Source organism: Bacteroidales bacterium, assembly GCA_013314715.1.
Classification (GTDB): Bacteria; Bacteroidota; Bacteroidia; order Bacteroidales; family GWA2-32-17; genus Ch61.
In genome coordinates this window covers 1-15,954 of record JABUFC010000055.1, presented here as the reverse complement: position 1 = coordinate 15,954, position 15,954 = coordinate 1, and the positions used below count along the sequence as shown (strand labels likewise).

Here is a 15,954-nt window from a genome sequence, read left to right as displayed (position 1 = left end):
ATGAGAATAAATTCACAGCAACCGAAAATGAAATTATCACTCACAAATAAGCCTTGCTCTTTATTCGAATGGCGTATTCCATGTGACCTTAATTTAAAAATTAAAAAATAATTACACATGAAAATAAAATTCGTAAATTACTGTTTTTACTGTATTTTTGTACTGGAGATGCTCATTCTAAAGCGGTCAAAAAAACATGCTACCAAAACACAAACATAACGACGAAAACGAACCTTTGCTAAAATTGATTAGGCAAGGCGAACATCAACAACTCGATTTTAAACTCGAAATCGACGATGCCCGAAAAATAGCACGAGCCATGGCAGCCTTTGCCAATGCCGATGGAGGGCGTTTGCTTATTGGAGTAAAAGACAATGGAAGCATTGCAGGCATTCGCTCCGAAGAAGAAATGTACATGCTTCAGGCAGCAGCCGAATATTACTCCAAACCCAAAATTAAATATACCGTTAAACTATGGAATGTAAATAAAAAGACCGTCTTGGAAGCTTATATCCCTACCTCTCATCAACGCCCACACTTTGTGCAAAACGAGAAAAACGAATGGAGAGCCTATATTCGTATAGACGACCAAAACATTATAATGGAGCCTATTGCCGTAAATATTTTAAAAGAAATTCAACGTAATAAAACCGTACGTATTCGCTACGGTAACGACGAAAACAACATTTTAAACGCGATACAGAACAAATCGTGGTTAACCATTGACGATATAACCCGCGAAACATTATTACCCTATCAAATTGTAAAAGAAATTGTTACAGATTTTGTTTTACTTAAAGTTATTGAGTACAAAATCACGATTAACGGAACCTATTTTCAGATTGGAAAAAAAATCAATCTTGAACAGTATTTGAATCATACGCTTTAGCTATAAGCATAGCATCAGCAAGAACACAAGCCGTTACAGCTTCTAAAACGACAGGAACACGTAAAGCAATACAAGCATCGTGGCGTCCCTGAATATGAACAGAGTCCATTTGATCGTTTTTAAAATGATATGTTTTTTGAGCAATACCAATGCTCGATGTTGGTTTAACAGCAACCCTAAAAACCAACGGATTGCCGTTAGATATTCCCCCATGAATGCCTCCGCTGTGATTCGTTAAGGTGTGTCCTTGCCGATCGATAAACACATCGTTGGCTTCACTTCCATACATACGGGCGAGTTTAAACCCACTTCCAAATTCTATTCCCTTTATTGCCGGAATAGAAAAAACTGCATGAGCCAACAACGACTCAAACGAATCGAAAAAAGGCTCTCCTAAACCGATTGGCATGTTTTCAGCCACGCATTCCACCACTCCGCCAACGCTATCGTTTTGCTCTATAGCTCGGCTAATGGCAGTTTCTATATCCGAATTCCCTCCTACTTCTATTATCTTGGTTGTGATTGAAATAGGTTTTATGATTTTTTTGGCTATAACACCCGCAGCAACTAAGAGTAAAGTCAATCGCCCGCTAAAATGCCCTCCACCACGAACATCATTAAAGCCCTTATATTTTTTAAATGCTACAAAATCGGCATGTCCAGGTCTGAAAAACGATGCGATCTCGCTATAATCATCAGACCTAACATTTTTATTTCTAAAAAGAATGGTTAAAGGTGCTCCCGTAGTATAATCGTTAAAAACTCCGGAAACCATTTCAGGCAAATCGTCTTCGACACGTGTCGTTGTACCTTTCTGCATTGGTTTTCTTCGCTCAATATCGGTTTTAAAATCGCTCGGCGTTAATGGAATTCCGGGAGGCACACCATCCAACGTAATGCCCATTAGCTCGCCATGCGATTCACCAAAAATATTTAAACGAAAAAGCCTTCCAAAACTATTCATGAATAATTAGTTTGAAGCCTTTAGAGTGAACGTTCATTATCTCGATTCGAGGGTCTTCACTCAAATGCTTACGTAAGCGTGTTATATAAACATCCATGCTACGCGCATTGTAATAACTTTCGTCGAGCCAAATTTTCTTAAGAGCAAAATTTCTATCGAGCACCTGATTGATATTCTGACAAAGCAACAAAAGCAATTCCGATTCTTTAGTCGTTAAGTTGATTACTTTATCTTTATATATCAATTCTTGAGTGTCGGAATTGAATACGTAGTCACCAATGTTAAAAGTCGTTTTTTCTTGAACAATCAAGCCTTTGGTGCGTCGGAGTATAGCTTCTACTCTAAACAAAAGCTCTTCCATGCTAAATGGCTTGGTAATATAATCGTCGGCCCCTATTTTAAATCCTTCAACTACATCGTTTTTTAACGATTTTGCGGTTAAGAAAACGATAGGTATTTTTTCGTTAATAATTCTAATTTCTTTAGCCAACGTAAAACCATCCATTAACGGCATCATTACATCGAGCAAACATAAATCGTAGCTACTGTTTTTAAATGCCTTTAAAGCGGCTTCGCCATTTGCGAACAAATCTGTTTTAAAACCTTTCGCATTCAAATATTCTTGCAAAAGCATGCCAAGATTATCATCATCTTCGGCTAATAAAATATGGGCTTTAATGAGTTCCATAGTTGTTTTTATTTAATTATTGGTAATATTATTTGAAATTCAGAACCTTTGTTTAATTCGCTTATAACTTTTACCGACCCATTATGAGCTTCGGCAATTATTTTTACGTAACTTAAACCAAGTCCAAAGCCTTTTACATTGTGAATATTTCCGGTATGTACACGGTAAAACTTTTCGAATATATGCTTTTGATCTTGTTTACTAATACCGATGCCATTATCTTTTACACTTATAACCAGTGATTTATCTACATTTAAAGTACGTACTTCAATAATAGGTTCATCTTTAGAATATTTTAACGCATTCTCGAGTAAGTTAACAATCGCATTCGACAAATGCAATTCATCGGCTAAAACTTGGTCGTCCATGGCATCGAGCTCAAGAAATAACTGTCCATTACGCTTTTTAACGTGTAAATTAAAAGTTGAAGTAATATTTTCGACTAAAGCATTAACATTTAATATTTTTTTATCGAACCGATACTCACCTCGTTCAAAAATAGCCATTTGCAATACTTTTTCGACTTGAAATGCCAGTCGTTTGGTTTCCTGAGCAATAATATTAGAAACATTCAGAATCTGATCGCCATTCTTACAAATACTTCGGTCGTTGAGCATTTGCGAAGCTAACGAAATGGTTGAGATAGGAGTTTTTAGTTCGTGAGTCATATTATTAATAAAGTCGTTTTTCATCTCAGATAATTTGCGTTGACGAAGAATAGTATAGAGTGTTAATAAATAAGAAAATACTATTACCATGATTAAAATAATGGTAAGTATTCCCATAAATCCTAATGAAGATGCAATAAAACTATCTTTTTCAGGAAAGTATAAAACCAAATAGTAGGCTGGAGAAAAAACATCGTTTGGAAACAACTGTGTTTTAAAAACATCATCAAAGGTTTTATCAAATTTGGCTGTTTTATAAACAATTGTTCCACTATCATTTTTTAAGGCAAATTCAAAAGTTAAAAATATTTGATGATTTAATAATTGTTTTTGAATGATATTTTTTAAAGAATAATAATCTATTCGTTTTTTAATATCTTCGTTATAGTTGAGCATTTTGTTGATTATTTTTTCAACAAATAGCGTTTTGTCGGATAACTTATGAGCAATTTCTTTATTTAAGTCGATATTAGTAATCGATTTGCAATAATTATCGGGTTTACATTTCGAAAATGTTTTGCTAAACAAAACGGTATCGCCTTTTAATATTTCAATACGCGTATTGGTATGAATAGTCAACGAATCGTTTACCGATAATACATTTTTGCGTATCGACAACCCCTTTGAACTATCGCCATTATATTGCAAAAGATTTCCCATCAAAGTATTAGAAGGGATATCGTTAACTTTATAACGCAATGAAAACACCTCATTTGAAACTTCAACAACTGTTTCTTTGGCTTCAAGTTCTTTGTTTATTGCTGAAAAAACTTCGGTTACTTGTTGACTAAACTGTTCTTCTTTAAGTTTAAATTCTTGATGAATCCAAAATGTTTGTAAAGTAATAAGCCCCACCAATGCGATGCTCATCACAACAATAATAACCCATATTACACGTCGAGACATATCTTAAAGTTAACTTGCAAATATAAACAAATTTGCATGTTAACTCAACAATATTAACAAAGTTTAAGACGACGAATCTGAATTTAAGTATAATTTATTTAAGGTTTTGCAAGAGATTAAACATTTTGCAGAATAATACGGTAAGCCATATATTCTTTATACAATAAATGTAGGGCTTATCGATTCGTAATTATAAACTTTTTTTATAACGTCTGCAAAAAGGTCGGCAATGGTAAGTACTTTTATTTTGCTAGATTGTTGTTTGAGCGGAATAGAGTCAGTAACGATAAGTTCAGAAATGGGTGAATTTTCGATACGTTCGTATGCTTTGCCAGACAATACCGGGTGTGTAGCAATAACACGTATGCTTTTAGCTCCTTTGTTCATCATCATTTCAGAGGCAATAGTAATGGTTCCGGCAGTATCAACCATATCGTCGAGAATAATTACATTTTTATCTTTTACGTCGCCAATCATAGAAATATGATCGACCTGATTGGCTTGTTTTCGTAATTTATAGCAAATTACCATATCGCATCCTAAAAATCGCGAATAAGCGTTGGCACGTTTAGAGCCTCCCATATCAGGTGCTGCTACCACAAGGTTTTCTAGGTTGAGCGATTTTAAATATGGGACAAAAATAGCAGAAGCATAAATATGATCTACGGGAATATTAAAAAAACCTTGAATTTGATCGGCATGGAGGTCCATTGTCATAACACGATCGATTCCCGATTTCATTAACAAATCAGCGACTAATTTAGCTCCGATAGAAACACGAGGTTTGTCTTTTCGATCTTGACGTGCCCATCCAAAATATGGAATAACAGCAATTACTTTATAGGCAGAAGCTCGTTTGGCGGCATCAGCCATAAGTAATAATTCCATTAAATTATCAACCGGCGGAAAAGTACTCTGAATCAGAAAAACACTACAACCTCTAACAGTTTCTTCAAATGATGGCTGAAATTCGCCATCGCTAAAAACAGTTACAGAAGATTTTCCAAGTTCAACACCAAATTTTTTAGCAATTTGTTCGCCTATGTATTTGGATTCTCTTCCTGCAAAAAACTTAATTGGAGCTTTTAACATAGTTTTTGTTGCAAAAATAAAATAAATATTCTATATCTTTTCAATCATTTTTCAGCTTTTTTTATTTTTTCGAGCTTTGCAAAAGCGGCTTGCATATCGCGTAAAAAAACAGACGGTATGAATATCCATTGCTTGTTTTCATTTAAGCACAAATGATGGTTAATTGGATCATCGCTTATGAAAAAGCGTTTGCTTAATTTTCCTGAATGAATCAGCTGATTTCTCCAGTACTCATACAAAAATGAATCGCGATTGAGTGCGGCATATTTTCCACCCAATAAGCATGCAACTGCTTTATTAAAACGTCGCTTACTTTGTTTTGTTGATTTTAGTGGCTTATCATCAAGCAAAGCTCCCATCCACTCCAAACATAGAGCAAGCAAAACCATAGCCATAAAAGTATTTCCTGATTCGAGCTGTTTTTGTGCTTCTTGTATTGTTTGATTAATGGTTTCCATTTCAAATCTTACGAAGTATCATCATGCCATCGCGTACTGGTAGCATTACATTTTCTACACGGGTATCGTAATGAACATAATCATTAAATTCCCGAATAGATTTGGTAAATTCATCATTCTCGTTAGGATTTAACACTTTACCATTCCATAAAACATTATCGGCTATAATAAACCCACCTTGGCGTACTTTATTAAAAACAGCATGATAATAGGCTAAATATTCGCGTTTGTCGCCATCAATAAATACTAGGTCGAACGTATCGTCTAATGAAGGAATGATGTTAATTGCATTACCGATATGAAGTTTAATTTTCGATGCATGAGGAGAGCGATTGATATATAAACGAATAAACTCTTCGAGTTCGTCGTTTATTTCAATAGTGTGAAGCAAACCACCAGGCAATAATCCTTCTGCAAGGCATAATGCCGAATAACCCGTATAAGTTCCTATTTCGAGTATGCGATAAGGAGCTATCATATGGCTCAACATTTTGAGTATTTTGCCTTGTAAATGCCCAGATAACATGCGAGGATGATAAATTTTTACATGTGTTTCGCGATATAATTCTTTTAATAGCTCATTTTCGTCTGCTGTATGTTCGAGCACATATTTCTCTATTGATTCCATTTTATATATATTTGAGTAAGGTTAACTTATTTTCTGCATATATTTCGTTTGCCACTTGCAAAATATCATCGGTTGTTATTTTCATAATTTCTTGATGAATCGTTGGCAAATCGTCTATTTTGTTAAAAACCATAAAGCTCTTAGTTAAATTCATAGCCAAGCTTTCTTGGTTGTCGAAAGAAAGGGCTAATTGACCAAAAAACTGATTCTTAGCTATATTGAGTTGTCGGGTTGAAAGAGGAACTTCTCTTATTTTTTTTAATTCATTTAGTACTAAATTCAGGGCTTTATCGAGTTTTTCTTTATCCGTACCAAAATAAATATAAGCAACTCCCGAATCAAAATACGTGTTATAAGCTGATTCTATAAAATAAACCAAACCATTTCGTTCGCGTAGTGCCATATTGAGACGACTATTAGAACCGCTACCCCCTAAAATATTATTTAACAAATGAAGTGTTAAACGTTTATCATGATTAAAAGAATAAGCCAAAGTACCTAACATGCAATGAGCCTGAAAAGTATTTTTTTCGATTGTTTTTTGTTGCGGTAAAAAAAGATTAAAAGGTTCTCTTTTCCATTTTCGGACATTAGGCGATATGTGAGAAAAATATTTTTCAAAATATTTTAATGCCTTAGAAAATGAGATATTACCGGCAACGCATACTACCATTTGGTCGGTATTATAGGTTCGTTGACGAAATTCTTGAATAGACGAAGTATTAAAATTCTTGAGGCTTTCAGCAGTACCAAGTATATTTCTTCCTAAAGAATGTCCATCAAAAATTAGTTCTTCAAAATCGTCATATATCAGTTCAGCTGGAGAATCTTTGTATGAATTAATTTCATCTTTAATGACTTCTTTTTCGCGTTCAAGTTGTTTTTGCGGAAACGAAGAATTAAAAATAATGTCGCTTAATAATTCAATAGCACGCTCAAAATAGGTAGGCAAAAAGGTAGCATAAACACAAGTATCTTCTTTTGTGGTAAAGGCATCTAAATCGCCCCCAACTTCCTCTATTCTGTTTATAATTTGATAAGAGCTACGTTTATGCGTTCCTTTAAACATAACATGTTCGAGAAAATGAGCCATTCCATGTTCGTTAGGTAGTTCGTCGCGAGTACCTGCATTTATCATAACAATACAATGAGCAGCCACTCTTTCACTATGAATATGTATAAAACGTATACCGTTAGCCGCTTGGTAGGTTTGATAATTCATTGCTCGAAATACAAATTGCAAAATTACAACAAAATGTCGATATTCTCAGATAAATTGACAAACAACTGATAAAATTAGATAAAACTATTATTAGAGTAAGACCTTAGCAAAATTAGAATAAAACAACAGTAATCGTAAAAAAATCAATCTTATTTTCAATTTTTTTTCAATTACATGAGAAGAAAAAAGGAATTTTGCAAAGGTTTCAGAGCATCAACTTTTCAGCTAAATCTAAATCGTCGGGAGTTGTAATTTTAATATTATTCTTAAGTCCTTCAGAAAAATAAATTGAATAATTTGCTTTTTCAACTAACATTGCATCGTCGGTTATAAATTCATCGTAGGGCTGCTCGTAAGCTTTTTCCAACCATTTCGTCTTAAAAACTTGAGGTGTTTGAACCAAAAATATTTCATTGCGATTTAACACCTTACTTTCAGTAGAAGTAATTCTTCGAACCGTTTCGTTTACAGGAATAACGGGTACCGATGAACCAAATTCTTGTGCCTCATCAAATAATTTAGCAATAAAGGCTGGAGTAATAAACGGACGAACTCCATCGTGAATGGCTATAAAATGTGCATCGTCTATTGCACTAAGGCCATTTTTAACAGAATGATAACGAGTTTGACCTCCATAAACCAACTTATGTGGAATTGTAAACGAATATTGATATAACAACTCTTTCCAAAGTGCAAAATATGGCTCAGGTAATACAAGTATTATTTCAATATTTGAATCATAGTTATAAAAATGCTCCATTGTATAAAATAAAATAGGTTTTCCTTTCAGTTGTAAAAACTGTTTAGGAAGTGCATTATTCATTCGTTTGCCCATTCCACCGGCAACAATAATTGCGGCATTTTTCATGCTAATTTTTATTTTTTTTTAAAGGTTCTATTTTATTGATACAACCGTTAAATTTAGCTTTTATATAAAATTTATGAATATGATCAAACGTTAAAACTTTGTAATCGTTTGAAAACAAATCAGATATTTTCCCAAACCAATCTCCAATAAAGTCATCATGCGAAAAATCGTCGCGATCATAAACTCCGAGTATAACTTTTTCATTAGGTGATGTAGTATATAAAACTACCGTATCGCTGTCGGTATAATTATAAGCATAGGTTACTTCGTTTGAACGCCAATAGTAATTCGAAAAATCATTTTTATCGTTCGCATTGGCAAATATCGTCCAATATATATCGGGTAAACCCTCTCTAAAACTAAAATCCATACCAACCGGTGAAAATTTTTCGTCGTTTTGCAAATATATGCCTGCTGTGTAAATATATATTTCGTTTATTTCTGGCATCTCAAAAAAAACTTGCCAACGAGCTTTAATTTTGTGTATTGGCATTTTAATTACAATACTATCTTGATTCATCATTTCATAAGCCAATAGTTCAATAAATAACTTATTATTGCCAGCATATAACTGACTTAATAAAATAAAAGGTATTTTAGTTTTACAACGAAGTATAGGCTCTTTTTGCGTCGGATCCATACGAACCATTAAATAATTTTCCGATGCTTTATACTTGTTAAAAACAGGGTTTACCTGAAAAACATTCGGAACCATTATTATGTGGCCCTTTTCATCAAAAAAACGTAAATAAAATTGTATGTCGTTATTCGTATCTTTTAATATGCTATCTTTGAGCTTATTAAAATCTTTATACGTCCATTCTATTTCTAAATTAGAATTTAAAACAGATGGTTCAAGTTTACTGTTGTTTTCGTTTATCCAATTATTAGAATAAACCCAAGTGTTTATGAGCACTTTTTTATCTAAAGCTTTATCCCATTCTTCGATACAAGCATAAAATGTTAGTGCAACAATGAATATAGTAATTATTCTTTTCAATTTAAAAAATTTTTAGTTGCATTGATTCGGGCTCTATACCTAAGTGTTTATATGTTAATGGTGTTACTTCTCTTCCTCTGGGAGTGCGGACTAAAAACCCTTCTTGAATTAGATAAGGTTCGTACACATCTTCAATAGTACCAGCGTCTTCGCCAATCGCAGTAGCAATGGTATTTAACCCCACTGGACCTCCATTAAACTTTGAAATAATAGTGCGAAGAATTTTTTGGTCCATGGTATCTAGACCATATTTATCGATATTAAGTGCATTGAGTGCCATTTGTGCTATTTCGAATGTAATCGTTCCATTTCCTTTAACCATGGCAAAATCTCGCACTCTACGTAAAAGCGCATTCGCAATACGAGGTGTTCCCCTACTCCGACGAGATATTTCGTTGGTAGCACGGTCTTCAATGGGAACGTTTAATATTTGCGACGACCGTTTTATAATTCGTGCTAAAACATCTGCAGTATAGTATTCAAGGTGGAGCCTAATTCCAAATCGCTCGCGGAGTGGATTGGTAAGTAAACCCGAACGGGTCGTTGCTCCCACCAGTGTAAAAGGATTTAATTTTATTTGAATGGTGCGAGCGCTGGGACCTTTATCGAGCATAATATCAATCCGATAATCTTCCATGGCAGAATATAAATACTCCTCAACAACTGGATTTAATCGATGTATTTCGTCTATAAATAAAACATTGTTGGTTTCAAGGTTCGTCAAAATACCTGCTAAATCGCCTGGTTTATCAAGTACAGGACCCGATGTGATTTTTAATTCTGCTTCCATTTCATTGGCAATAATATTAGCCAATGTAGTTTTTCCAAGTCCGGGAGGTCCATGCAACAAAACATGGTCGAGCGATTCACCACGCATTTTTGCTGCTTGTATAAAAATTCGCAAATTCTCTACAACTTTATCTTGACCATAAAAGTTATCGAGTTGTTGTGGACGTAACTGCTTGTCAAAATCGTTTTCGTTTTTGGCAAATTCGCGAATATCGAAGTCGTCGTTCATAAATAATTTCTGATAATCAAAAGTAATCAAAAAAAACAAGTCTACCAAGTTATATATTCTTTACTTAGCATCTTTTGTTTTTCTAAAAATAAAATATAAGCCGCTAATGATAAATGGAATACTCAACCATTGCCCCATTTTTAATGCCATAAAATGTTCAAAATCAACTTGCACATCTTTAATAAATTCAACTAAAAAACGAAAACCAAAACATCCCAATAAAAATACTCCAAATAATAAATATGGCTTTTTGGATGCATTGCGTTTAAAATACATCCAATACAATAAAAAGAACAATAATAAATAAGCAACCGATTCATATAATTGCGAGGGATGTCGCGGTTGATTATCTATTCTATCGAAAATAAATGCCCACGGCACATGAGTTACTTGGCCATAAATTTCTGAATTCATTAGATTTCCTAATCGAATAAAAAATCCGGCTAAAGCTACAACAATAACAATTCGATCGACAATCCAAGAAAAAGGCTTTTTTTGTTTTTTACTAAAAATCCATAATGATATTAAAATGGCTATAGCAGCACCATGGCTCGCTAATCCACCTTGTCGTATGTAAAGAATTTCAATCGGGTGTGCAAGATAGTATTCTGGTTCATAAAAAAAACAATGCCCCAATCGTGCACCTACAACTGTCCCAATAAACATATAAAGGCTTAAATTATCCAGTATTTTTTGAGGAATTTGCTCGCGTTGAAATATTTTTTGCATAATTATATAACCAAAAACAAAGCCTAACGCAAACAATAAGCCATACCAACTAATTGGAAATCCCCAAAGATCTATCATGGTGGGATCGGCATTCCAATGAATGTAGATAAATGTCATAACTTAAAAATTAAAAATCGCTGCAAGTTAATAAATATTAAAGTAAGGAAATTAGAAAAATTTTATTTGAATTTATCCATATTAACAATAAAAGCATCGGGATAGCCTGATTTTCTTATTTTTTCGAGGTCTTTACGAGCATCTTCAATTGAATTATAGTTGCCATATATATATTTATAATGGCCATCGTTACCAATCAATTCTTTAACTTCCAATTTTAATGGTTTGAAAACAGTTAATGATATAGGATTCGAAGATGATTTAATTTGTATTGTAAAGTTCGATTTACTTACAATTTTGGTTTTAAATTGTTCTAAATTGACAATAAATGCATCGGGATAACCCAATTCGGTCAATCTTTCTTTTTCTTTCAATGCTTCAGCCCTGTTTTTAAAACTACCATAGGTATAACGATAAAATCCATCCGTACAATAATTTTCTTTAACTCCTTTTAAGCCTTTAAATACAGATAAATCAACAGGGATAGTATAAGCTTTTACTTGAATAGTATAATCTTTCTTTACATTTATTTCTTCTTCTTCTTGTTTTTGTTGATAATTACGAGCTATATTGCTACTAATATTGGTCAGTTCTTCGGTAGAAATAATATTGGCGTCTGTAAATCCTAAATCATTAACTGCATTTAAAATTCGCATTGCGTCGGATTTTGATTTAAACTCACCGGCAGTAAATACAAGCATATCGCCAATTTTATTGTCTTTTATTGGGTTAGCATTATTTTTAAATAATGTATCTTGTTTCAATGTTTGAGTTAAGTTTAATAATTTATTTAGAACATTAACATCAAGCTCCTTTTCTTTTTGCTGTAACAATAATACAGTATAAACATTTGTGTCTTTTACTTTAGCATCTTTCCTGTATCTTAAGTTTGCCGGTACATTTATGGCTTCTACAATAACATTATCGGGAATTGTATTGAGCAATTTTATTTCAACTCGACGATTGAGTTGTCTTCCTTCTGGATTGTCAGATCCATCGGGATTCTTGTTTATAGCTATAAATTCACGTTTGCCCATACCCTTTGCAACAAAACGACTCGGATCGATACCTAACGAGACTAAATAGTCAATGGCTGCTTTTGCTCTGTTTTCAGATAGTTTTTGGTTAAATTTATCGCTCCCTAGTGCATCGGTATGACCAACAATTTCAACCATTAATCCTGGATTTTTTTGCATCAATTGAGCTAAACGCTGAAGCTCAATTTCGGATTCTCTTCGTAAATCATATTTTCCATAATCGAAAAAGATATTTCGAATAACAAAGTATTCGCCTTTAGATACTTCTATCGGTTCTAAAGTGGCATCTATAACAACTTCTTTTGCACTAAAGTTTTCGGGAATATAAACATATTCTGTTTTAGAATTATACCCTGAACAACTAAAAGTTAAACGATAACTTCCCGGACCTACCACATTTTGATAATATCCACTATCTAAAGAAGGTTTAATAGAAGCAATATTTATATTTTTTAAACTATCGTAAAAAACAACTGCTATATCTTTGGGTAGTTCATTGGCATTATCGGCCAATTTAACAACTCCCTTAACTAATACTTTTACTAATTGAGGAGGCTTTGTTTCTTCAACAGGTTTCATGCCAGGAAGGTTAACTTTGGCTTTGTAAATATTATTTTTAACAATACCACCTCGTTCGTTATTATTAAGAGGAAAGAAAAAATATTCGCCATTTGCTTTAGGCACATAAAATAAATCGTTGCCCACTGTATTTAAAGGGAATCCTATGTTTATAGGTGTTGACCATTTGCTATTATTTAGTAAAGTGCTATAAAACACATCAAATCCACCCATACTGTAGTGTCCTTGAGAGCTAAAGTATAAGGTATATTTCCCTTTATCGCCAATAACAAAAGGCGTTTCTTCGTCATAAATAGAATTAATGGTAGGACCTAAGTTAACAGCAGGTCCCCATTCGCCTTTATCATCTTTATCGGAACGATATATATCTAATCCCCCAAAACCGCCATCTCTATCACTTGTAAAAAACAATGTATTGCCATCTTTGGTAATAGTTGCATGAGATTCCCAATACTTCGTGTTGATGTGTTTATTTAAGGGTTTCATTTTAGTCCACTTATCATTTTTTAAGAAACTCACATAGATATTACCATCGTCATTATCGTCGCGTACTAAATATAATTCTTTGCCGTCAGAACTAATGCTTACAGGCACTGTTCGTTGCTGATTTCCAGCGCCTAATTGTTTGGTAATATTTACAGGTTCACTCCATTTACCGTCAACTTTTTTGGCAAAATAAATATCATCGAGTTTATAATCGGGATTATTAGTATTTAAATCTAATTCTGCACTAAATATGTTTTTTTTACCTGCTGTAAATACAATAATTGACTCATCATCAGAAATAACTGGGCAATTTTGAACTTCGTCCGGTGCATTGATGACTTCACTTAAATTTTGAGGTTCAATTTTTATTGGGTTTTTTATGAGTTGTTTTGCGTTTTCGGTACATTGAATTTCTCTTTTAACATAGTCTATATAATAAACAGAACTAACAGATACAGTAGAAGTAAATTTTTTAAAAGCAGTTATTGCTTTTTCAAATTCCATGGCATCTCTGTAAGCCGTTCCCAAATAAAACCATGCATCAGGTGGAGCATTCTTTTCTAAATATGAACCCTCTTTATACTTTTTGGTTATATGTTGAACCGCATACTCTAAATAAGGTATGGCTTTTCGTTTTTCTTCAGGTGAATTTTGATATATATAACATATTCCTATGCGATAAGCCAAATTGGCATTCTCTTTATCTTGGTTATAAAGATCCAAGTATAACGGTAAAGCAAGATCATATTCTTCAAACATGAAATGGTACTCTGCATCAACAAACTTTTTTTTATAAGTTTGGTCAAAAGCAGGTTTAGCAAATATTAATAATGAAAATATGACGATTAAATATTTTTTCACTTCGAATTAAGAAATATTTAACAAACTTACATCATATTTTCAAAATAAGCAAAGATAATTTTTAGTTTTTATAAATTTTCAAATGTTAAGTGTTCTAATGTATAGGTCAATTTATTTAAAAATTTTCCCGCCAACATGCCATCAATTATACGATGATCGTAAGCGAGTGAAAGAATAACCTTGTGCCTAATTCCAATGGCATCTCCTTGAGGCGTTTCAATTACTGCCGGCATTTTTCTAATAGTTCCTATGCCAAGTATAGCAACCTGAGGCTGATTAATGATAGGCGTTCCGGCTAATGTACCAAATGTGCCTAAATTGGTTATAGAAAAAGTTCCACCCTGAATTTCATCGGGCTTTAATTGGTTAGCTCGAGCTCTTTGAGCTAAATCGTTGAGCGATTTTACTATACCAACCATATTAAGCTGTTCGGCATTTTTAATAACGGGTACAATTAAATTATCATTTGGAAGAGCAGTCGCAATACCTAAATTTATAGCTTTATGAATAATAATTTTTGTTTCTACAACTGAGGCATTCATTATTGGATAATCCAAGATGGCTTTAATAGTAGCATCTATAAAAAAAGGCAGATAAGTTATATTAATACCATGTTTTTGTTGAAATTGCATTTTATTGGCCTCACGCCATGCTACGATATGACTTACATCAACTTCAACAAACGATGTTACATGTGCAGAAGTTTGTTTTGAACGTACCATATGCTCGGCTATTAACTTACGAACCCGATCCATTTCTACAAGTGTATCATTAGCCGAAATATTTATAGGTTGTGAAATTGAATTAGAGGGTGAAACCACCGAAGTAGTGATATTTTTTGATTTTTTAGATAAAAATAATAAAATATCGTCTTTAGTTATGCGTCCTTCTATACCCGAACCATGTATTTGACTTAATTCTTCATGTGATATATTGTTTTCTTGAACCATACGCTTAACCAAAGGACTTAAAAATATAAAATCTTTTTTTATTACGTCATTATTTTGAGAAACTGTACTTTCTACTTTTTGTTCTGCAGGAATTGCAACAGTTTGAAACTGTTGTTCACTTGCCACGTTGGTAAATGTTTCGTTCGCAGCCGTCATCGTTTTTAGAATGGCTATGGTTTTTCCTACCGCTACAATATCATTTTCTTTAAACAATAACGAATCAACTCTTCCATCAGCTGGAGCTGTAATTTCTGAATCCACTTTATCGGTTGCTATATCACATACAACATCATCTTGTTTAATAAAATCTCCTGGTTTTACATGCCATTTTATGATGGTTGCCTCTATAATACCCTCTCCCATTGCAGGTATTTTGATTTCTATGGTACTCATATTAATTTTTATTTAGTCTAAATTATATGCAAACGTAATGCTTTTTTTTAAAAAAAACAAGTATAAGACAGATTTTAAAACTACGAAGTTTAGCTTACTAATGATTGTTTAAATTCAAAAACTTTTGAATTGATTACAAGAACTTTATCGATTACACATTTTAAAATGCATAATCTTGGTAAACTCTTAAGATATAGAGTACAATTGTAAATTTATTTTGGAAATTCAAGCAAATGTTTTAACTTGCATGCATGAAAACAACTATAAAATAAATGTAGCACTGGCAAAGATAAAAGATTTAGAACAAAAACTCGAAAAGCTTGAAGCTATGATATATAAGCTAACTATAAATAACAATTGATATGAAACGATATACTTACATTTTATTTTTCATTTTTGCA

The 15,954-nt window shown here is 33.1% G+C and carries 14 protein-coding genes; 1 reads left to right on the top strand and 13 read right to left on the bottom strand.

The features are described from left to right. The first annotated feature begins 196 nt into the window (after positions 1-196). Entirely contained in the window at positions 197-889 is a 693-nt protein-coding gene (locus HPY79_11055) for an ATP-binding protein (protein NSW46340.1), read from the top strand. Here HPY79_11055 and HPY79_11050 read toward each other — a convergent pair. The 13 genes from HPY79_11050 to HPY79_10990 all read right to left on the bottom strand — a co-directional run bounded on the left by HPY79_11050 (position 855) and on the right by HPY79_10990 (position 15,553). Further along, the gene (locus HPY79_11050) at positions 855-1,853 is read right to left on the bottom strand and encodes a chorismate synthase (GenBank protein NSW46339.1); all 999 of its coding nucleotides are present in this window, start codon (positions 1,851-1,853) and stop codon (positions 855-857) included. The genes HPY79_11055 and HPY79_11050 overlap by 35 nt on opposite strands. Next, positions 1,846-2,541 (bottom strand): response regulator transcription factor, encoded by a 696-nt coding sequence (locus HPY79_11045; protein NSW46338.1) that lies wholly within the window; start codon positions 2,539-2,541, stop codon positions 1,846-1,848. The genes HPY79_11050 and HPY79_11045 overlap by 8 nt, the downstream gene beginning before the upstream one ends. An 8-nt stretch (positions 2,542-2,549) precedes the next feature. Beyond that, positions 2,550-4,115: a HAMP domain-containing histidine kinase gene (locus HPY79_11040; GenBank protein NSW46337.1), complete on the bottom strand. Its 1,566-nt coding sequence runs from the start codon at positions 4,113-4,115 to the stop codon at positions 2,550-2,552. Positions 4,116-4,271: 156 nt separating this feature from the next. Then, the gene (locus HPY79_11035; protein NSW46336.1) at positions 4,272-5,207 is read right to left on the bottom strand and encodes a ribose-phosphate pyrophosphokinase; all 936 of its coding nucleotides are present in this window, start codon (positions 5,205-5,207) and stop codon (positions 4,272-4,274) included. A gap of 44 nt (positions 5,208-5,251) precedes the next feature. After that, on the bottom strand, positions 5,252-5,665 hold the full coding sequence (locus HPY79_11030) for a hypothetical protein (protein ID NSW46335.1): 414 nt from the start codon (positions 5,663-5,665) through the stop codon (positions 5,252-5,254). Position 5,666: 1 nt separating this feature from the next. After that, positions 5,667-6,302 carry a class I SAM-dependent methyltransferase gene (locus HPY79_11025; GenBank protein ID NSW46334.1) on the bottom strand — a complete coding sequence of 212 codons (636 nt, stop codon included), beginning with the start codon at positions 6,300-6,302 and terminating at the stop codon, positions 5,667-5,669. Further along, entirely contained in the window at positions 6,295-7,515 is a 1,221-nt protein-coding gene (locus HPY79_11020; GenBank protein NSW46333.1) for an insulinase family protein, read from the bottom strand. Before HPY79_11020 ends, HPY79_11025 begins: the two co-directional genes overlap by 8 nt. Positions 7,516-7,720: 205 nt before the next feature. Continuing rightward, positions 7,721-8,383, bottom strand: coding sequence for a 2-C-methyl-D-erythritol 4-phosphate cytidylyltransferase (locus HPY79_11015; protein NSW46332.1), 663 nt, complete (start codon positions 8,381-8,383; stop codon positions 7,721-7,723). 1 nt (position 8,384) lies between these two features. Further along, the gene (locus HPY79_11010; GenBank protein NSW46331.1) at positions 8,385-9,383 is read right to left on the bottom strand and encodes a hypothetical protein; all 999 of its coding nucleotides are present in this window, start codon (positions 9,381-9,383) and stop codon (positions 8,385-8,387) included. Between the two features lies 1 nt (position 9,384). Next, positions 9,385-10,401 (bottom strand): Holliday junction branch migration DNA helicase RuvB, encoded by a 1,017-nt coding sequence (ruvB, locus tag HPY79_11005; protein NSW46330.1) that lies wholly within the window; start codon positions 10,399-10,401, stop codon positions 9,385-9,387. A 60-nt stretch (positions 10,402-10,461) separates the two neighbouring features. After that, positions 10,462-11,247: a prolipoprotein diacylglyceryl transferase gene (lgt, locus tag HPY79_11000; GenBank protein NSW46329.1), complete on the bottom strand. Its 786-nt coding sequence runs from the start codon at positions 11,245-11,247 to the stop codon at positions 10,462-10,464. 62 nt (positions 11,248-11,309) lie between these two features. Next, entirely contained in the window at positions 11,310-14,210 is a 2,901-nt protein-coding gene (locus HPY79_10995; GenBank protein NSW46328.1) for an OmpA family protein, read from the bottom strand. A gap of 68 nt (positions 14,211-14,278) precedes the next feature. Continuing rightward, a complete protein-coding gene (locus HPY79_10990) occupies positions 14,279-15,553 on the bottom strand; it encodes a 2-oxo acid dehydrogenase subunit E2 (GenBank protein NSW46327.1) in 1,275 nt (424 codons plus the stop codon). Between the last annotated feature and the right edge of the window lie 401 nt (positions 15,554-15,954).